The organism is Paraburkholderia phytofirmans, from assembly GCF_046028095.1.
GTDB lineage: Bacteria > Pseudomonadota > Gammaproteobacteria > Burkholderiales > Burkholderiaceae > Paraburkholderia > Paraburkholderia phytofirmans_A.
This window is the reverse complement of record NZ_JAQQDJ010000008.1, coordinates 376215-395095: the sequence shown is the minus strand read 5'-3', so window position 1 is coordinate 395095 and position 18881 is coordinate 376215. Positions and strand designations below refer to the sequence as shown.

At 63.5% G+C, this 18881-nt stretch carries 15 protein-coding genes; 9 read left to right on the top strand and 6 right to left on the bottom strand.

Annotation, left to right across the window (positions count from 1 at the left end; genetic code table 11):
* Positions 1–1534: efflux transporter outer membrane subunit (locus tag PQR54_RS23770; RefSeq protein ID WP_408249906.1), on the top strand; the 1534-nt coding region annotated here is incomplete at its 5' end.
* A gap of 155 nt (positions 1535–1689) precedes the next feature.
* Here the strand turns inward: PQR54_RS23770 and PQR54_RS23765 are convergent.
* On the bottom strand, positions 1690–2118 hold the full coding sequence (locus PQR54_RS23765; protein WP_408249904.1) for an RcnB family protein: 429 nt from the start codon (positions 2116–2118) through the stop codon (positions 1690–1692).
* A gap of 398 nt (positions 2119–2516) precedes the next feature.
* Here PQR54_RS23765 and PQR54_RS23760 point away from each other — a divergent pair, with 398 nt between their 5' ends.
* Complete coding sequence (locus PQR54_RS23760; protein WP_459251831.1) at positions 2517–3413, top strand: fructose bisphosphate aldolase; 897 nt, start codon at positions 2517–2519, stop codon at positions 3411–3413.
* Between the two features lie 208 nt (positions 3414–3621).
* Here PQR54_RS23760 and PQR54_RS23755 read toward each other — a convergent pair whose 3' ends face one another.
* The 4 genes from PQR54_RS23755 to PQR54_RS23740 all read right to left on the bottom strand — a co-directional run bounded on the left by PQR54_RS23755 (position 3622) and on the right by PQR54_RS23740 (position 7254).
* Positions 3622–4293, bottom strand: a complete 672-nt coding sequence (locus tag PQR54_RS23755) for a TetR/AcrR family transcriptional regulator (protein ID WP_408249902.1) — start codon at positions 4291–4293, stop codon at positions 3622–3624.
* A 96-nt stretch (positions 4294–4389) separates the two neighbouring features.
* Complete coding sequence (locus PQR54_RS23750) at positions 4390–5241, bottom strand: sugar phosphate isomerase/epimerase family protein (RefSeq protein ID WP_408249900.1); 852 nt, start codon at positions 5239–5241, stop codon at positions 4390–4392.
* 62 nt (positions 5242–5303) lie between these two features.
* Positions 5304–6464 carry a dihydrodipicolinate synthase family protein gene (locus PQR54_RS23745; RefSeq protein WP_408249898.1) on the bottom strand — a complete coding sequence of 387 codons (1161 nt, stop codon included), beginning with the start codon at positions 6462–6464 and terminating at the stop codon, positions 5304–5306.
* Between the two features lie 7 nt (positions 6465–6471).
* Positions 6472–7254: a 3-ketoacyl-ACP reductase gene (locus PQR54_RS23740; protein WP_408249896.1), complete on the bottom strand. Its 783-nt coding sequence runs from the start codon at positions 7252–7254 to the stop codon at positions 6472–6474.
* A 322-nt stretch (positions 7255–7576) separates the two neighbouring features.
* On the opposite strand from PQR54_RS23740, the gene PQR54_RS23735 reads away from it, so the two are divergent.
* From PQR54_RS23735 to PQR54_RS23725, 3 genes are all read left to right on the top strand, one after another.
* Positions 7577–9085, top strand: a complete 1509-nt coding sequence (locus tag PQR54_RS23735) for an acyl CoA:acetate/3-ketoacid CoA transferase (RefSeq protein WP_408249894.1) — start codon at positions 7577–7579, stop codon at positions 9083–9085.
* 58 nt (positions 9086–9143) lie between these two features.
* Complete coding sequence (locus PQR54_RS23730) at positions 9144–9917, top strand: enoyl-CoA hydratase/isomerase family protein (protein ID WP_408249892.1); 774 nt, start codon at positions 9144–9146, stop codon at positions 9915–9917.
* A 78-nt stretch (positions 9918–9995) separates the two neighbouring features.
* A complete protein-coding gene (locus tag PQR54_RS23725; protein ID WP_408249891.1) occupies positions 9996–11297 on the top strand; it encodes an MFS transporter in 1302 nt (433 codons plus the stop codon).
* 270 nt (positions 11298–11567) lie between these two features.
* Here the strand turns inward: PQR54_RS23725 and PQR54_RS23720 are convergent, their stop codons facing one another.
* Positions 11568–12227 (bottom strand): NADPH-dependent F420 reductase, encoded by a 660-nt coding sequence (locus PQR54_RS23720; protein ID WP_408249889.1) that lies wholly within the window; start codon positions 12225–12227, stop codon positions 11568–11570.
* A 133-nt stretch (positions 12228–12360) separates the two neighbouring features.
* Between PQR54_RS23720 and PQR54_RS23715 the strand changes: the two genes are divergently transcribed.
* The 4 genes from PQR54_RS23715 to PQR54_RS23700 all read left to right on the top strand — a co-directional run bounded on the left by PQR54_RS23715 (position 12361) and on the right by PQR54_RS23700 (position 18881).
* Positions 12361–13257 carry a LysR family transcriptional regulator gene (locus PQR54_RS23715; RefSeq protein ID WP_408249887.1) on the top strand — a complete coding sequence of 299 codons (897 nt, stop codon included), beginning with the start codon at positions 12361–12363 and terminating at the stop codon, positions 13255–13257.
* Positions 13258–13576: 319 nt separating this feature from the next.
* Positions 13577–14155, top strand: a complete 579-nt coding sequence (locus tag PQR54_RS23710) for a DUF2760 domain-containing protein (protein WP_408249885.1) — start codon at positions 13577–13579, stop codon at positions 14153–14155.
* The gene (locus tag PQR54_RS23705) at positions 14152–16011 is read left to right on the top strand and encodes an Hsp70 family protein (protein ID WP_408249883.1); all 1860 of its coding nucleotides are present in this window, start codon (positions 14152–14154) and stop codon (positions 16009–16011) included. Before PQR54_RS23710 ends, PQR54_RS23705 begins: the two co-directional genes overlap by 4 nt.
* Positions 16008–18881: an Hsp70 family protein gene (locus tag PQR54_RS23700; RefSeq protein WP_408249881.1), complete on the top strand. Its 2874-nt coding sequence runs from the start codon at positions 16008–16010 to the stop codon at positions 18879–18881. The genes PQR54_RS23705 and PQR54_RS23700 overlap by 4 nt, the downstream gene beginning before the upstream one ends.

Below are 18881 nucleotides of genomic sequence, written 5' to 3'. Positions count from 1 at the left end.
CACGAGCGACTTCTCCCTGCGCACACCGGCGCTCGCGCTGCTGCTGTGCTCCATGCTCACGGGCTGTCTGGTCGGCCCAAACTTCGAACCTCCGCAGACCGCCACGCCCGACGTGTTCAACCGCACCCGGACCGCACAGGCTTCGAGCAAGGCAGTCGAATCCGAATTCACAGCTGAATGGTGGACGCTGTTCAACGATCCGATACTGGACTCGCTGGAACAGCAACTGACCGATGCGAATCTCGATGTGGCGGCCGCGTCGGCGCGTCTGCGGCAAAGCCGGGCGCAACAGCGCATTGCCGGTGCCGAAGAATATCCGACGCTGAACGGCGCCGCCTCATACGATCGCGAGCGCGGCAGTCCGAACGGCATCCTGTCGCTGCTTGGCGTCACGCCGACGGGAAGTCAGACGCAGTCGGCATCGGGCAGCGCGCCACTTGGTGTCGCGCCGTTGCCGGGATCCAAGGGCTCGCCTGCTTACGATCTGTACCAGTTCGGCTTCGACGCGTCATGGGAACTCGACTTCTGGGGCCGCGTGCGACGCGGTGTCGAGGCCGCGTCGGCACTCTCCGATGCCTCGTACGAGGACCGTAACGCAATCCTGCTGTCCGCCCGCGCCGAACTCGCGCGGGACTACATCCAGTTGCGCGACACGCAGGCGCTGCTGCAGATCGCGAAACAGAACCTCGACATCGCCCACGACGCCACGAAGCTCACGCAGAACCGGGTGCATGAAGGCGTCACGACGGATCTCGATGTGGCCAACGCAATGGCCCAGGCGGAGTCGATCGAAAGCCTGATCCCGACGCTCGAATCGCGCAACACGACAACGATCAATGCGATTGGCGTGCTGCTCGCGAAAGAACCGGGTGCGTTGCAGCAGATGCTCGCCGAGCCGCACGATGTGCCGGCACTGCCCGATCAGGTGCCGATCGGTGTTCCGTCGGAACTGGTGCAGCGCCGGCCCGACATCCGCAAAGCCGAGGCCCAGCTGCATGCGGCCACCGCGACCATCGGCATGGCGAAGGCCGACTTCTATCCGCGCATTTCGCTGAACGGCAGCGCCGGGTTCCAGAGTCTGCAACTGTCGAATCTCGCCGACTGGGCGTCCGGCCAGTTTGTCGTGGGACCGTCGATCACGCTGCCGATATTCGAAGGCGGACGCCTGAAAGGCACGCTTCATTTGCGCGAGGCGCAGCAGCAGGAAGCGGCGATTGTCTATAAGCACACTGTGCTTCAGGCATGGCGTGAGGTGGACGACGCACTGGTTGTCTATGACGCCGAACAGCGGCGGCGCGATCGGCTGAAAACGGTTGTGAGTCTGAACCAGCGCGCGCTGTCGATTGCGCAGCAACGGTACAAGGCGGGTGCGGTGGATTTCCTCGATGTGCTGAACGTGCAGAAACAGTTGCTCGATGCGCAGAGTAACCTCGAGCAGAGCAAGGCCGCCGCGGACGCGAACCTCATCACGCTATACAAGGTGCTCGGTGGCGGATGGGAAACAACGTATGCCAGGCAGGAAAGTCCTCATTGATTCGTGAGCACGAACCTGTTCGCCCCCTTCGGGGCGAACAGCCTTTCGCAAATGCTGCACGCGATGATCGACCACACCGGGATTTCAAAGAGAACCGGCCGCGAACGGTGCATCAGCGCAAGGCAGTCCAGAAGGATCGCTACCAATTCCCCCGCTTAGTGCACCGAAATCAGAACGTTTGCGATGACACCCGTCGCGATCGCAGCGAGCACGTAGTCCCCGTTCACGCCGATCCACTGATACCCGCGCGGCGGCGCTTGAAGACCATGCCCGTGCCAGTCGTCGACGACATAGTTACGATCGCGGTATTCGGCCGGAATCCGTTCGCCCTTGTGCCAGTCGTTATGGGGAATGGGACCGTCGGGACCGCCGCGCGACGCGTCGTGCTGAGCCGGCCCGTGACCGTACCCTTGTCCATGCCCTTGTCCTTGCCCATGCGGAGCCCCGTGACCGGGGTTCGGCCCGTTGTGCGAAGGCTGGCCGCCGCCGTGATCGTGGTCGTCATGATGCTGTTGCGCGAAGGCGGCAACCGAGGTGCCAAGCAAGGAAACGATCAAAAGCGGTGCGATGATTCTCGACTTCATGTGGGTCCCAGAAAGAACGGACTTACTATTGAGTGACCGCGGAGCGACCGTGAGCTTAAGGCCCGGCCCGCGACGCATGCGAGCACAAGCCTAACAAACCACCATGTAATTGTGTGTTAAATAATGTTTGCATGTCGGTCGCTACGAAAACGACACGACTCTTCTCTCTGGAACGGCGCGGTCATCGCGTCGCGCCACACCCGGAGCATCTGCGGCGTCGATCGCCTGAACGCCGTGCCGAAAGAAAGCCGGAGCAAGGCAACTGGCCGCGCCGGCGACCATTTTTTCGTCAAATCTCACATTTGCATTAACATCGTGACACTGAACGTATGCAACTCGACGCGTCGCGAGCAGACGTGCTGGTTCGATATTCCACTGTGAAAGAGAGGGAGACGATCGTGGCTGATGAAAAGATGCTGGCGCAAGTTTGTGAAAAACAGGGATTTTTTGCCGCCCTGGACCAGAGCGGCGGATCGACCCCTGGCGCACTGCGGCTCTACGGCATTCCGGAGACCGCCTACAACGGTGACGCCGAGATGTTCAAACTGATCCACGAGATGCGCGTGCGCATCATCACGGCGCCCGCCTTTACGGGGGACAAGATCATCGGCGCCATCCTGTTCGAAGCGACCATGGACGGACAGGCTCAGGGCAAACCCGTTCCCGCCTTCCTGTGGGAAGAGCGCGGCGTCGTACCGTTCCTGAAGGTCGACAAGGGCCTGCAAGCCGAAGCCGACGGTGTCCAGTTGATGAAGCCGATTCCCGGCCTGGACGATCTGCTCGCGCGGGCCGTGAAGCTCGGCATCTGCGGCACCAAGATGCGCTCGGTGATCAATCTGAATTCGCAAAGCGGGATCGCTGCGATCGTCAAGCAACAGTTCGAACTGGCGGCGCAGATCGACGCGCACGGCCTCCTGCCGATCCTCGAACCCGAGGTTTCGATCAAGAGTCCGGACAAGCCCGGCGCGGAAGCCACCCTGCGCGCCGAACTGATCAAAGGCCTCGATGCGTTGCCGGAAAGCCGCCGCGTGATGCTCAAGCTGACCATACCCGACGCGGCGGACTTCTATCGTCCGCTGATCGAACACCCGCGTGTCGCACGGGTAGTGGCGCTGTCCGGAGGCTACACGCGCGCCGACGCGTGCCAACGGCTCGCTTCGAATCACGGCATGATCGCCAGCTTTTCGCGGGCATTGATCAACGAGCTCAAGGACTCGATGAGCGACAGCGAGTTCGACGCAGCGCTCGAGAAGGCCGTCGACGAGATTTATCAGGCCTCTGTCGTCAAGGTTTGAAGCGGCGTTTGGGAGAGGGTGCCTGGCGAATCTGGGCCCGAGTCCGTCGAAGTTGAACGGGCTGCTTTGTCCGGCCTCACGGCCGGCCGGACAAAGCTCGCGGCCCGGGCCGACTGGCACGCATCCGCGAGACTCGACAGAATTCGTTCATATCTTTTTTCGCCGATGGTTGGCGTCGTTGGCCCGTGTCAACGGCAGCCTGGTGGGCTTACCGCGGACGAAGCACGCTGAGCACGGTATCGATATTGAATTCGAGCCGTGCCTCACGTGCCTCTTTCGACATGAAGTCGAAGCCGAAAATCACCTCACCGGTGTGGCGGTTGTTCAGGTAGTAATAGCCGACCGCCGCGAGCGTCAGATGCAATTGCCGCGGGTCGACACCGGGCCGGAAATCCCCTGTAGCGACGCCCCGATCGAGGATACGCTGCAGCATGTCGATGAAACCACCGTGCAGTTCATGAAATCGCCGTGATTTCTTCACGTGACGGGCTTCATGCAGATTTGCGCTGTTCACCAGAGAAATGAATTCCGGGTGACTGAGGTAGTACTCCCACGTGAAAATCATCAGTTGCCTGATGGCTTCCACTGGAGGTAGCGCGTCGAGTTGCAACCTGCTTTCCGCAGTACGAATTTCGGCCCACGCGTCTTCGAGGACAGCCTGGAACAACTGGTCCTTTCCCTCGAAGTACTCATAGATCATCCGCTTGTTGACGCCGGCCTTTTCCGCGATCGTGTCGATCCGGGCACCGCCTAGTCCCACTTTCGCGAACTCCGCCTTGGCGGCCGCCAGGATCTTGATCTGGGTCTGGACCGGGTCCCGTATTTTCGTGGAACGCTCCGGCAAGCGCGTTTTCTTTTCGGTCGCGGACATGGTGGACATTGCTTCAACCTTGCGTGATTCGTGAAACAGGTTCCAGAACTTTACACCACCCGCGTCTCCCCGCCGAGATTACCCTTAACCGACGCACAGCCGCTTCTAGCAGACAGACTGCAGGCGACTCGCGCACATCCGCAGAACCTCGTCCGGCGCTGCAGTCCACCAGCGCTCCTTCGAAAAGATCTCGACTTCGACGAGGCCACGATAGCCGGCATGCTCGACAAGGCCGCCGATGTGTTCGAGGTCCACCACCCCGTCACCCATCATTCCGCGATCGAGTAGCATGTCGCGAGTATTGGGCAGCCAGTCGGACACGTGATAGGCGAAGATCCGCTGTGCGTCGCCCGCCGCCTGTATCGATTCGGAGAGTTGCGGATCCCACCAGCAGTGGTAGATATCCAGGGCGATGCCCAACACGTCCGCGCCATCCGGTTCGACGGCCTGACACAATGCCAGTGCCTGACTGATCGTGTTGATGACGGACCGGTCGGCCGCGTACATCGGATGCAGCGGTTCAATGGCAAGTCGGACACCGAGCCTGCGTGCCTCGCCGCAAAGTGTCGCGACGCCTTCCGCAACCTGCTCGCGTGCGGCCGACAGATCGCGACTTCCGGCCGGCAAACCACCGACAACCAGCACGAAGCATTGCGCGCCGATTTCCGCGGCTTGCCGCAACGCGTTCAGGTTGGACTGGATTGCGGCAGCCCTTTGCGCTGCGGTATCCGCGGGAAAATAGGTCGAGCGGCAGTAGCCCGTGACCGTCAGTTCGAGAGCGCGTATCTGCTTTGCAATATCGTCGAGATTGGCCGCGTCGAGTTCGTGCCGCCACGGAGCGACGCCGCCGAAACCGGCGCGCGCGATGCGGTCGATCGTCAGGCTCAGGGGTTCGCGATGGCCTAGCGTGGCCGTATTGATCGAGCAGCGATCGAGTCGCCCGCGCAGTGAGTCCATGATGAGTTCCGGTCGAGAAGAAAGGACGCCCTCCGAAAGCGACGCCCAAAAGCGCAGCGAGATCAGGCGATGCCAAACGTCGTCATGATGTTGCGCATCCGGTGAACCGCGACTTCCGGATCGAGCAGCAGATTCGCTTCGTCAGCGAGGCGAAACACATCCGCCAGGTAGACAGGCGGGCGCATGCCGTGATGGCCGCCGAGCATGAAGAAGTGAGGCTGGAATCCATTCAGGTAGGCGAGAAACACGACACCGGTCTTGTAGTACTGCGTCGGCGCACGAAAGATATGGCGCGACAGGGGCACAGTCGGTGCGAGCAGCCGGTCGTAACGGGCGCGGTCGTTGTCGGCCAGCGCGGCCAGCGCCTGCGACGCGGCCGGGGCAATGGCATCGAATATGCCGAGCAGCGCGTGTGAATAGCCCGCCTCGTCGCCCGCGATCAATTCGGGGTAATTGAAGTCGTCGCCGGTGTACATCTTCACGGATGCGGGCAAGCGGCGCCGGAATGCGATTTCCTTCGTATCGTCGAGCAAGGAGATTTTGATCCCGTCCACCTTGGCACTGCTCGTCGCGATAGCTTCGAGGCACACGTCCGCAGCGTCTTTGAAACTCGCATGCCCCCAATAGCCCGCCAGTTCCGGGTCGAATGCTTCGCCCAGCCAGTGCAGGATCACTGGCTGCTCGCACATCGACAGCACTTCGCGATATACACGGAGGTAGTCGTTCGCACCGCGCGCGACCCGAGCCAATGCGCGGCTCGCCATCAGGATGATCCGGCCTCCCGCACGCTGCACCTCGGCGATCTGCATGGCGTAAGCACGAATCACGTCGTCGCACGTCGTCGCTTCGCCGGGCGACAGGTGATCCGTACCGCAACCTGAAGCGATAAGCGCTCCTGGAATATCTCGTGTTTCTTCAAGGGTGCGCACAACAAGATCGCGGGCTTGCGGCCATGAAAGTCCCATGCCCCGCTGTGCCGTATCCATTGCCTCTGCGATGCCCAGACCCTGCTCGAGCAGATAGCGGCGGTATTCGATCGTGCGGGTCCAGTCGATTGCGCAGGGACGATTCAGTTCGCCGGCGCGCAGCGGGTCTGCAACGACATGCGCCGCGGAGTAAGCAATCCGCGTGAATGGTCTGGCGGGACGCACGGGCGCGAGAGGCGTGCCTCTGACGCGATATTCGTACGTTTGACCGTCAGTACCGGGAAGATTGATTTGCATGATTGACTCAGTACTTGTGAACGAGCAGGCCACCGTCTACGCGGATCGCCTGGCCAACGCTATAGGGGAGACAGTCTGTCGCGAGGGTGCGGACGACGGTCGCCACCTCCTGAGGCGTACCCCACCGTTTGATGGTGGTTAGCCCGCTCTCCATTTGCGCGTCGTAGCGCGCCCTGGACGGAGATGTCATCTCGGTTTCGATAAAGCCCGGCTGCACCTCGTAGACGCGCACGCCGACCTCGGCGAGGCGCACCGAGAACAGCGTCGTTGCCATGGATAGGCCGGCTTTCGATACGCAATACTCGCCGCGCTGTATCGACGCGGCGACCGCGTTAGACGACGTGATCGTGATGATCGAACGGGAGGTGCCGACCGCAACGCCCGGCCGCGCCGCCTGCTCTGCCCTCCTGCCAAATGCCTGCATGAGGAAGAACGTGCCGCGCGTGTTCACTCCGAGGCATCGGTCATAGCTTTCGGGTGTGACGTTCAGCAAGTCGCCACGCGACATGACCGAGACGCCCGCATTGTTGACAAGGCACGTGACAGCCCCAAGCGCGTCTTCAACCGACTGCAGCAACGTTTCATGAGTTTCGATGCGGGCCAGATCCGAGACGAACGTAGCTGCTCGTGCGCCTCGTTGCTGGACGGCGTGGCACACGCTGTCGAGTTCGTCGGACGCGCTCACGTCGGTCAGCGCGATGTCGAAGCCGGCATCCGCGAGTTCGAGCGCGATGGCCCGGCCGATTCCCCGTCGGGCGCCTGTTACGAGCGCGATCGGGCGTTGTGGCATGGGTACTTCCTCCTGCGTTACGTCGAGATGAATTCGAGTGCACGGCATGGACCGCTGGTTAGTCTTTTAAATTAAGTAACGATTTGGTTCTACTTTAATACGCCGGAGCGTTCGACGTCAAAAGGGTTTTCACCAGGCCATTGACGACTCTTGACGCAAAATTTATCAAATTTCCGGCCTGAAAAGCCAAAGACCTGTCGTAGACCCGACCACACGTCACAAGTTCTTGAACCTCGTCGAATCGTATGCCACCATTATCAACAAGTAACGATTCAGTTCTGATTAGACCGGGACTGATGCGAATTTATGACAAGGAGGCACGGTGGACAAATGGACGAACGCTGAAGCGGTTGCCGCTTCAATCTTTGACGGTGCGACGATTGCGATCACCGGTTCCGGTGGCGGCCTGCTCGAACCGGACGCCCTGCTCGCCGCAATCGAAGCGCGGTATCTCGAGACTGGGCACCCGCGAAATCTGACGGTTGTCCACGCCCTCGGTGTTGGAGACGGACGAGGCAGCGGCCTCGGCAGGCTCGCGCATACCGGCATGGTCAAGCGCGTGATTGGCGGCCACTGGGTGTGGTCATCGGAAATGCAGAAACTGGCTGAAAGCGGCCAGATCGAGGCTTACAGCTTTCCTGGCGGCGTCATCGCAACCCTGTTCCGCGAAATCGGGGCTGGGCGCCCAGGCGTGATTACGCGAGTCGGCCTGCGAACTTTTGTCGATCCCCGGCTCGACGGCGGCAAACTCAATGCGGCGACGACCGAGGATCTCGTAGAACTCGTCAACGTGGGTGGCGAAGAGTATCTGCGCTTCAAGCCGTTCAGGATCGACTTCGCCCTCGTCATGGCGTCGTCGGCCGACGAGCGCGGGAATCTCACCACCCAACGTGAGCCGGCCGATCTCGACATCTACGCGGTCGCACTGGCTGCGCACAACAGCGGCGGAAAGGTCATCGCGCAAGTCAAGGCGAAGTCCGCCGGCCACGTACTTGCGCGTCTCGTGCGAGTCCCCGGCGTAATGGTCGATCAAATCGTCGAGACAGGTAGCCAGCGCCAGTGCGCCATTAGTGATTACGACCCGACATTGAGCGGTGAGGCTCATGGCGCGGATGCGGAGATGGCAATGCCGGATGGCATGCGTCTTTTCGTTGCTGAACGTGCCGCTCAGGAACTGGGCGTGAACCGGTCCGTGAACTTCGGTTTTGGCTTTCCCGGCGCAATCCCTGCCGTGCTCTCGACGCAAGGACGAGGCGGCGAGTACTGGGGCTCGGTCGAACAGGGCATCCATCGGGGATCCATGCTTGACGGCGCGATGTTCGGCACGGCCCGTAATGCGGACGCCATCGTGCCGAGCGTCGACCAGTTCGATTTTTACAGCGGCGGCGGTATCGACGTCACGTTCCTTGGGATGGGGGAATTCGACGAAGAAGGCAACGTCAATGTCTCGAAACTGGGCAGCACCGTTGTCGGACCGGGCGGATTCATGGACATCGCGCAAGGCGCCAAAAAAATCGTGTTCTGCGGCGCATTCGAAGCGAAAGGACTGAAGGTCAGTCGGCAGGACGGGACGCTCGAGATTGTCTGCCCCGGCTCCGTTCCCAAGGCGGTGAAAAAGGTTCGCCACGTGACCTTTAGCGGCGTTCAGGCGCAGCTCGAAGGGAAAGAGGTTCTGTACATCACCGAGCGTGCCGTGTTCAAACTCGATCCGCTTGGGGTTCGTCTGATCGAGGTGGCCAGGGGCATCGACGTCCACAAGGATGTCCTGTCGCGCATGGAGTTCACGCCCATAGTCGATGAGCGCCTCCTTGAGGCCGAGGCCGCACAGTAACCGACCTCGTCGATCGCGATGCAAGGGTTGTTCTTCTCCTTAAAAACCGGGTGCCTTCATGCAGTCGAATTCCGACGTTCTCTTCAACATCAGCGGGTGTGTTGCAACCATCACGCTCAACCGGGTTTCACGCCATAACGCATTGACGATACACATGCTCGAACAGATCGAGCACGCTATTGCGAGCGTCGAGCATAACGATGAAGTACGCGTGCTGAAACTCGATACATCGAGTCAGCGTTTTTTTTGCAGCGGCGCGGACATCAATGAATGGGGTGATCTCGAAGCCGGGAAAATGGGCTCCCGGTTTATCCGGGAAGGAAACCGCGTGTTCCGCAGACTTGCGGAGCTGGACAAGCCCACCATCGCCGTGCTTTCCGCCAGCGCGCTGGGAGGCGGATTTGAACTGGCGTTGGCGTGCGATCTGCGTTACGCGAGCGTCGACGCGAGGCTAGGTTTCCCCGAGTCATCGGTGGGCGCCATCCCGGGATGGATGGGATGTGCACGACTCGTCGAGCTCGTAGGGGCGACGCGCACGCGCGAACTGGTCCTGCTCGGAGATCCCATCACGGCAAGTCGCGCTGCGCAGTGGGGAATCGTCAATGAAGCCCTGCAGCCGGACGAACTTCAGCCTCGGATCGACGCCGTCTGCGACACCTTGCAGAAGCGCTCACGAACTTCGCTGTCGGTCGGCAAGAGGCTCCTTCGCATGATGGAAACCGGCCAGCCCGAATACGCCCACGAATTCGCCGCTTCAGTCTGCAAAGCGTCGCCGGATGCAATCGAAGGCGTGGCCGCGTTCCGGGAAAAACGCGAAGCAAAGTTCAACTGACCAAACGACAGCGCAAACCAACGCGCCAATGCAGGCGCCAAACCTGCGCAAGCGCACATCAGGAGACAGAGATACATCATGGAAGATCGTTCAAATTACCGGTGGCGCATTTGCGCTCTGCTGTTCTTCGCGACCACGATCAATTACCTGGACCGGCAGGTTCTCGGGCTGCTCAAGCCTGTACTTGCTTTGCAATTCGACTGGTCGGAAACCCAGTACAGTTACATTGTCATCGTTTTCACCGGCTGTTACGCGATCGGCATGCTCCTTTCGGGCAAGCTCGTCGACAAGGTCGGCGTGAAGCTCGGCTATGGCGTCTGTGTTCTGCTCTGGAGCCTTGCCGCGTGCGGCCATGCCCTCGTGCGCAGCACGTTCGGCTTCGGAGTCATGCGTGCCTTGCTGGGCCTTTCAGAGTCCGGCAGCTTTCCCTGCGCGGTCAAGACGGTATCGGAATGGTTCCCGCGCCAGGAACAGGCGCTGGCAGTCGGGATCCTCACTTCCGGCACGAGTATCGGCGCCGTTGCAGCGCCCGCCGTCGTTCCGTGGCTTGCCGCGACGTATGGCTGGGAAGCGGCTTTCCTGATCACCGGTCTGACGGGCTTCATCTGGCTTGGCTTCTGGTACGTGATGTACCAGGCCCCGTTGAAACACGGGAAGATGTCCAGATCTGAAATCGAGTACATCAACGACGACCCGGTGCCGGTTTCTCCGACCGCGCGCGTGCACTGGTTCTCGCTGCTGAAGCTACGTCCCACGTGGGCTTTCTTCGCGGGCAAGCTTCTCACCGACCCCATCTGGTGGTTCATGCTCTTCTGGCTGCCGTCCTACTTCAACTCGCGGTTCCATCTCGACCTGAAGAATCTCGGTTTGCCGCTTGTCATCGTCTACGTTGCCACTTCGATCGGCAGCATCGGCGGCGGCTGGATTTCCTCTGCGCTGATCGAGCGAGGCTGGTCGGTCACGAAGGCCCGTCAAACCACGATGCTCGGACTTGCGTTTCTGGTCACGCCGATCGCTTTCTCACCGTGGATCGATAACATGTGGGCGATGGTGGGCCTCCTCAGCCTGGCTGCGGCAGCGCATCAGGGGTGGTCGGCCAACCTTTTCACGACCGCTTCAGACATGTTCCCGAAAGCGGCTGTCGGCTCGGTTGTGGGGATCGGGGGGCTGGCCGGTGCCTTGGGGGCGACGCTGTTTCCTTTGCTGGTCGGCACGCTGCTCGACCATTTCAAATTGCTTGGCCAGATCAATGCCGGCTATAACATCCTGTTCGTCATCTGCGGGTCGGCATATCTGGTGGCATGGGTGGCGATGCGCGCAATCCGCAAATCCAGCACGGCAGTGGATATGACGCAGTTGTCCGCTACTACGACCGGCTAGATTGATCAGGCGCGGGTGCGACGGGGTCGCGCCCGCGGATAGTTTGTCCCTTTTCGCGCGCAGCCCCGTTTGCATGATGGAGGGGAACTCAACTGCCTTTGCAGAGCGCTTGCATCCACGCCGCCTCGCCACTCTTCTGTGAGCGCACGTCAGGGAGAAAGAGCGATTCTTTTCGTCGGCGTAGCCGTTGCTCGAGCGCGACCGTTCGTCTATACCTTGGACCGGCAAATTGAAGGCTCTCTTTTCGGGACTGAACTGCCGATGCGGCAGTCAATGCCGCCACGACCCATGCGGCAACTCCACATCCCGCTGTGCCGCAGCCAGTCCTTCCAGCATGCCGGCGCGATCGAGCGGGATGCAATACACCGGCTTGGCGCGTTCGAAGCGCCAACTGTCCGCCAGCGCGCCGGCATCGACGGGATCGAAACCGAACTGATCCAGCAGTTCGCTCACGACGCGTTTGGCCGCTTCATCGTCGCCGGCAAACGGCAGCGCGCGGCGCTTCGGCGTATGCGGCGCTGAGCCATCAGTTTCGAGGTCCCTCGCCAGAATCGCGTTGAAGGCCTTCACCACGCGAGCGCCCGGCAAGGCGGCGGCGAGCATCTGGCTGGTGGTCGTGGCGTGGCTGGCGAGCGCCTCGATCCGGCCGTCGCGCTCGGGATAGTGATTGCAGGTGTCGATCACGATCTTGCCGTCGAGCGCGGCCGCCGGCAGTGCGTCGATGCTGCTGAACGGCACGGCGATCACCACCACCTCGCCGAACCTCGCCGCTTCCTGCGCCGTGCCGAGCGCGCAACCGAGCGCCGCAGCCGTGCTGATCAAGGTCCGCGGATCGCGGGAATTGCTGATCATGACTTCGTGACCGTTCTGCTTCGCCAAAGTCGCCATCGCGCGGCCGATAAAGCCGGCGCCGAGAATGCCTATCTTCATGTTTCACACTCCATGCATGTCCGAGAATCGCTCCGTCGAGCCCACGCTCGCCGGTGAGAACCACTATGATTCAAAACTCACACGGAATAAACACGTGCAATTCGACGACTGTCGAAAGCAGGAATGGGGAATCATGGATCGACTGACCAGCATGGCAATCTTCGTCAAAACAGCCGACAGCGGCTCGTTCTCCGCGGCGGCGCTCGCCTTCGGCATTTCGTCGCAGATGGCCGGCAAGCACGTGAGCACGCTCGAAGAGCGCGTCGGCGCCCGGCTGCTGAACCGCACCACGCGCCGCCAGAGCCTCACCGAAATCGGCCAGATTTTCTACGAGCGCTGCAAGGCGCTGCTCGCCGACGCGGCGGCGGCGGAGTCGGTCGCTCAGGAACTGTCGGCGTCGCCGCGCGGACGCCTGCGCATTACCGCGCCCGTCACATTTGGCGCCTGCTGTCTCGCGCCGCTGATCACGCGCTATCTGAAAGCGCATTCCGAGGTGCGGGTCGAGTTGACATTGACGGACCGCTTCGTCGATCTGATCGATGAGGGTTACGAGGCGGCGATCCGCCTTGGCGCGCTGTCGGATTCGTCGCTGATCGCGCGACCGTTGATGCCGTATCGGCTGGTCGCGTGCGCCTCGCCCGGCTATCTGGCGGAACGCGGCGAACCGCGCACGCCGCAGGAGCTGACGGCGCACGAGTGTCTGAGCTTCGTCTACACGAGCATGCCAGCCGATACCGCATGGCGTTTCACCGATGCTCAAGGCGAACAGGCGGTGCCGATTGCCGGCCGCTTTGAGGCCAACGACGTGAAGGCGCTGCTGGCCGCCGCGCTCAACGGCGGCGGCGTGATGCTCGCTCCCGAAGTAGCCGTGAAAGACGAACTCGCGGCGGGCCGCCTCGTGCGCCTGCTGACCGGCTACGAAGCGACCGCGCGGCCGATGCATCTGGTCTTCCCCGCCAGCCGCGTCACGCCGAAATTGCGTGCGTTCATCGACCAGGTCGTCGCCGAATTCGGCCCGCACAATGCGTGAACCAGGCGCGAACATCGCGCTAACCAGCCGCGCGGAAATGCTCACCACACGCCCGTGACAAGCCGCCAATCTCGCCGCATTGCCCGCTAGAATGGCCGCCTTTGCCCGCTTCGGGCTCGCCGCAAGGCAAAATACGGGTTTTGCGCGCGCCAGCCGCGCCGCGCATCCCGGTAAATCAGACGCCGGCGGCACGCATGCCGACGGCCTTCGCAATCTCGCACGAGGACCGCCCGCTCAAGCCCAACGGGGCTCCGGCGGCCGGCCGCGTGCGGCGCAGCCAGGACAGCTCGTCCTTTAACAGAGCACCTCAGGAGCATTTATGACCGATTCGAACCCATCCTTCCTCGGCAGGATTTCCCTGGCCGTGGGCACGTTCTTCCGCATCCTCGGCGACGGCGAATTCGCGACCGGAGTGCTGCGCCTGCGTGACGGCGGCGTTGCCGCCAGCGCCGCGCCTGCACCTACGCCGGCGCCGGCACCCGTACCGCAACCGGCGCCCGCGCCCGTCCTGAAGGAAGCCAGCCCCGACGCCGCCTTGCAACTGCTCGGCCTGCTGCAACGCGACGCGCGCTTCATCGATTTCGTCGAGGAAGACATCAAGAGCTATAGCGACGCCGATATCGGCGCGGCCGCGCGCCTCGTGCACGACGGTTGCCGCGCGACGCTGCGCGAGCACTTCACGATCCGCCCGGTGCGCGACGAAGCCGAAGGCAGCCGCATCACGCTGGCCGAAGGTTTCGACGCTGCCTCGATTCGCCTGACCGGCAATGTCGTCGGCCGCGCGCCGTTCAACGGCAGCATCAGCCATCGCGGCTGGCGCGTCGACGAAGTGCGTCTGCCGAAGCTCGCGGACAGCCACAACGCAAAGGTCATCGCACCGGCCGAGGTGGAGCTATGAGCGACGTACGCCAATCACGCTACGCCATCGGCATCGACCTGGGCACCACACACTGCGCGCTGTCCTACGTCGACACCAGCGCCAGCGACGGCGAGAAGACCTCGCAAGGCGTGCTGCCGATCGCGCAGCTCACGGGCCCCGGCGCGATCGACAACCTCGATCTGCTGCCCTCGTTCCTCTATCTGCCGCACCCGGACGAACTCGCCTCGGGCGACCTCTATCTGCCGTGGACCGGCCAGCGTGAATTCGCGGTCGGCGAATTCGCCCGCAGCCGTGGCGCGGCCACGCCGATCCGGCTCGTGTCGAGCGCGAAGAGCTGGCTGTGCCATCCGGGCGTCGACCGGCGCGCGGCAATTCTGCCCAACGACGCGCCGCCCGAAGTCGCGCGCGTCTCGCCGCTCGAGAGCTCGGTGCGCTATCTGACGCACTTGCGCGAGGCCTGGGACCACGCGCATCCCGACGCACCGTTCGGCGAGCAGGACATCACGGTGACGATCCCGGCATCGTTCGATCCGGCCGCGCGCGAACTGACCGCCGAAGCCGCCGAGGCCGCGGGCTTCGGCCGCATGACGCTGCTCGAAGAACCGCAGGCCGCGCTGTATAGCTGGATCCAGAAGAGCGGCGGCGACTGGCGCAAGCAGGTCAAGATCGGCGACATCATCCTCGTGGTCGATGTGGGCGGCGGCACGACCGACCTCTCGCTGATCGCCGTGATCGAACGCGAAGGCAACCTCGAACTGCATCGCGTCGCGGTCGGCGAACACATTCTGCTCGGCGGCGACAACATGGACCTCGCGCTCGCGCACGTGGTTGCACGCAAGCTGGCTGCACAAGGCACGCAAGCCGACGCGTGGCAACTGCGCGCCCTCACCTACGCGTGCCGCTCGGCCAAGGAAACGCTGCTCAGCGATCCGGCCACCGACACGGTGCCGCTCGTCGTGCCGAGCCGCGGCTCGAAGCTGATCGGCGGTTCGATCCGCACCGAGCTCACGCGCGCCGAATTGACCCAGACGATTCTCGAAGGCTTCTTCCCGCAGGTGGACAGCGCCGCGCGTCCGGTGAGCCGCGCGCGTGCCGGTCTGACGCAACTCGGCTTGCCGTATGCGCAGGACGCCGGCATCACGCGGCATCTGGCGGCGTTCCTCGGCCGTCAAGTGGGCGCGCTCGCTGAACTGGCGGGAACGAGCGGGATCGCGGCTGCCGAGAATGCGAGCTTCCTGCATCCCACGGCGGTGCTGTTCAACGGCGGCGTGTTCAAGTCGCCGCTGCTCGTCGAACGCATCATGGGCACGCTGAACAACTGGCTCGCCGCGGAAGGCGCGGCGCCGGCGCGGCTGCTCGAAGGCGCCGATCTCGATCTCGCGGTGGCGCGCGGAGCGGCCTATTACGGCTACGTGCGACGCGGCCGCGGCGTGCGGATTCGCGGCGGTACGGCGCGCGCGTACTACATCGCGATCGAATCGGCGATGCCCGCCGTGCCCGGTCTCGAACCGCCGATCCAGGCGCTGTGCGTGGCGCCGTTTGGCATGGAGGAAGGCACCGAGGCCGAACTGCCCGCGCAGGAATTTGGCCTCGTGGTCGGCGAGCCGGTGCACTTCCGCTTCTTCGGATCGTCGGTGCGCCGTCAGGATCAGGTCGGCACGCTGCTCGACTTCTGGGGTCCCGAGGAATTGCAGGAACTCGAGGAAATTCAGGCCACACTGCCCGCCTCCGGCCGTAACGCCGGTGAAGTCGTGCCGGTGAAGCTGCACGCGCGCGTCACCGAAGCGGGCACGCTCGAACTCGAAGCCGTGCCGCGCGGCACCGACGAGCGCTGGAAGGTCGAGTTCGACGTGCGCGGCAACGCGAATGCATGACTGAGATGAAGCGGTACAGCGTCGGTATCGATCTCGGCACCAGCAACACGGTGCTCGCCTATGCGGAGGCGGGATCGCCGGGTGGGTCGCCGCTTATCCACGTCTTCGAGATCGAGCAGCTGGTGAGCCCCGGCGAAGTGGCCGCGCGGCCGCTTCTGCCCTCGGTGCGCTATCAGGCCGCGCAAGGCGAACTGAACCCTGGCGACCTGCAATTGCCATGGTCCGGTGCGGCTCAGAGTGGCGCGCGCAAGGATGCACAGCAGGACACGCAGCCGGTTGTGATCGGCCGGCTCGCGCGCGTGCTGGGCGCACAGGTGCCGGGCCGGCTGGTGTCGAGCGCGAAGAGCTGGCTCTCGCATGCGTCGGTGGATCGCACCGCGCCGATCCTGCCGTGGGGCGCCGCTGAAGACGTCCGCAAAGTCTCACCGGTCGAAGCCAGCGCGAGCTATCTGGCGCACGTGCGCGCGGCCTGGAATCAGCGTTTTCCAGACGCGCCGCTCGAACGCCAGGATGTAGTGCTGACGGTGCCGGCATCGTTCGACGAAGGCGCGCGAGCATTGACCGTGGAAGCCGCCCGCATGGCCGGCTTGCCTACCCTGAAGCTGCTTGAAGAGCCGCAAGCGGCCTTCTACGACTGGCTGTTTCATCATCGCGAGCGGCTGGCGAGCGAACTCGCTGACACCCGTCTCGTGCTCATCTGCGACGTGGGCGGCGGCACCACCGACCTCACGCTGATCGAAGTCGGCCTGCGCGACGGCGAGCCGCAGCTCACGCGCATCGGCGTGGGCAATCACCTGATGCTCGGCGGCGACAACATGGATCTGGCGCTCGCGCATCTGGTGGAAGCGCGGCTGCCGGGCGGCTCGAATCAGTCGGGCGAGCGTGCGCGCCTATCGGCGGCGAGCCTGTCGCAACTGGTCGAGCGTTGCCGCAACGCGAAGGAAGAACTACTCGGCGCGCAGGCGCCCGACTCCACGTCGATCACACTGCTGGGCGCGGGCTCGAAGCTGATAGGTGGCGCGCGCACGGCGCAAGTCACGCGCGACGAGGTCGAGCGGATCATCGTCGATGGTTTCTTTCCGGCGGTGGCGTCGCACGAACGGCCGGGCCGGCCGCGCGGCGCGATCGTCGAATTCGGCCTGCCCTATGCGACCGATGCCGCCGTCACGCGTCATATCGCAGCGTTCCTGAGCCGCTTCGCGGCGCAGTCACGCAAGGCGCTGGGCGTCGTCGAGCCCTCCGGTTCATCGGACGAAGCAACGTTGCCAGTGCCCGACACGTTGCTGCTGAACGGCGGCGTGTTCCGCGCCGAAGCGCTCACGCAACGTCTGGCCAGCACCTTGGGCACGTGGCGCGGCGAAGCGCTCAACGTGCTGCACAACGACAATCCCGACGTAGCCGTGGCGCGCGGCGCGGTCGCCTATTCGCTCGCGCGCTCGGGCAACGCGCCGAAAATCGGCGGCGGCTCGCCGCGCAGCTATTTCCTCGTGCTCGACGAAGCCGGCAACCGCAAGCCCGATGCCGAACCCGTGCAACGCGGCATCTGCCTGCTGCCGCGCGGCACGGAAGAAGGCCACGAGATTCTGATCGCGGATCGCACCTTCGCGCTGCGTCTCGGGCATCCGGTGCGGTTTCACCTTGTCTCGTCGAGCGCGGATACGGTGTATCGAGCCGGCGAACTGATCGATCTCGCCGGCGGCGATTTCGTCCGCCTGCCGCCGATCGCGACCATCGTGCAACCGCGCGGCGCGAAGAGCGCGCGCGAAACCGCGGTGCAGATCGCGACGTCGCTCACGGAAGTGGGCACGCTCGACGTCCACTGCATCGAACTGGACGATCCCACGCAGCGCTGGCTGCTCGAATTCCAGTTGCGCCGTGAAGACGCGCAAGTGAAGCTGAGCGCGGACGGCGCGCAGGAACGTGATCCGGCGCTCGACCAGGCGATCGACCACATCGACCGCTGCTTCGGCTCGCGCGCGCAGAAAGTCGATCCGAAAGAAGTCAAACGTCTGCGCTCGCAACTCGAACAACTGCTGGGCCCGCGCGAAAGCTGGAACAGCGCGTTGCTGCGCGAACTGTTCGGCGCGCTGTGGGAACGCGCGCGCCGCCGGCGCCGCTCGGCGGATCACGAGCGCCTCTGGCTGAATCTGGCCGGCTATTGCGTGCGGCCCGGCTTCGGCTATCCACTCGACGAATGGCGCGTCGAACAACTCTGGTCGTTGTTCGACGACGGCATCCAGTACGTCAACGAAAGCCAGGTCTGGTCGGAATGGTGGACGCTCTGGCGCCGCGCCGCCGGCGGCCTCGACGAGAGCGCGCAGCTGCGCGTGCTCGACGCGATGGCGTATCTGCAAGGCGCCGCGCAATCGCGTCACAAGCTGCCGTTCGACGTGGCGAAAACCGGCTTCACCGACATGGTTCGGCTGAGCGCATCGCTCGAACGGATTCCCGTGGAGCGCAAGATCGAACTCGGCGAATCGGTGCTCGCGCGTCTGAAGAAACCCGCTGAGAATCATCAAAGCTGGTGGGCGGTCGGCCGTATCGGTGCGCGGCGGCCGTTTTACGGCAGTGCGCATAGCGTCGTGCCGCCGGAGACTGCCGGCGCGTGGCTCGACGCGATCCTCGCGCTCGACTGGAAGAAGGTCGATCCCGCCGCGTTCGCCGCCGTGCAGATCGCTCGCATGACCGGCGACCGTTCGCGCGACTTGCCCGAAGACTCGCGTCTTGCGGTAGTGCGGCGCCTCGAAGCGGCCAACGCGCCGCGCGCGTGGATCACCATGGTGAGCGAGAGCGTCGAGCTCGATAACGCCGACGAAGGCCGCGTGTTCGGCGAGTCGCTGCCAGCGGGACTGAAGCTGATCGCGAGCTGA

Bases quoted from the DNA above. Each gene is read 5' to 3' on its own strand.
- PQR54_RS23765 (WP_408249904.1), bottom strand. From the start codon at position 2,118: ATGAAGTCGAGAATCATCGCACCGCTTTTGATCGTTTCCTTGCTTGGC.
- PQR54_RS23755 (WP_408249902.1), bottom strand. From the start codon at position 4,293: ATGTCCACCATGTCCGCGACCGAAAAGAAAACGCGCTTGCCGGAGCGT.
- PQR54_RS23750 (WP_408249900.1), bottom strand. From the start codon at position 5,241: ATGGACTCACTGCGCGGGCGACTCGATCGCTGCTCGATCAATACGGCC.
- PQR54_RS23745 (WP_408249898.1), bottom strand. From the start codon at position 6,464: ATGCAAATCAATCTTCCCGGTACTGACGGTCAAACGTACGAATATCGC.
- PQR54_RS23740 (WP_408249896.1), bottom strand. From the start codon at position 7,254: ATGCCACAACGCCCGATCGCGCTCGTAACAGGCGCCCGACGGGGAATC.
- PQR54_RS23730 (WP_408249892.1), top strand. From the start codon at position 9,144: ATGCAGTCGAATTCCGACGTTCTCTTCAACATCAGCGGGTGTGTTGCA.
- PQR54_RS23725 (WP_408249891.1), top strand. From the start codon at position 9,996: ATGGAAGATCGTTCAAATTACCGGTGGCGCATTTGCGCTCTGCTGTTC.
- PQR54_RS23720 (WP_408249889.1), bottom strand. From the start codon at position 12,227: ATGAAGATAGGCATTCTCGGCGCCGGCTTTATCGGCCGCGCGATGGCG.
- PQR54_RS23715 (WP_408249887.1), top strand. From the start codon at position 12,361: ATGGATCGACTGACCAGCATGGCAATCTTCGTCAAAACAGCCGACAGC.
- PQR54_RS23710 (WP_408249885.1), top strand. From the start codon at position 13,577: ATGACCGATTCGAACCCATCCTTCCTCGGCAGGATTTCCCTGGCCGTG.
- PQR54_RS23705 (WP_408249883.1), top strand. From the start codon at position 14,152: ATGAGCGACGTACGCCAATCACGCTACGCCATCGGCATCGACCTGGGC.
- PQR54_RS23700 (WP_408249881.1), top strand. From the start codon at position 16,008: ATGACTGAGATGAAGCGGTACAGCGTCGGTATCGATCTCGGCACCAGC.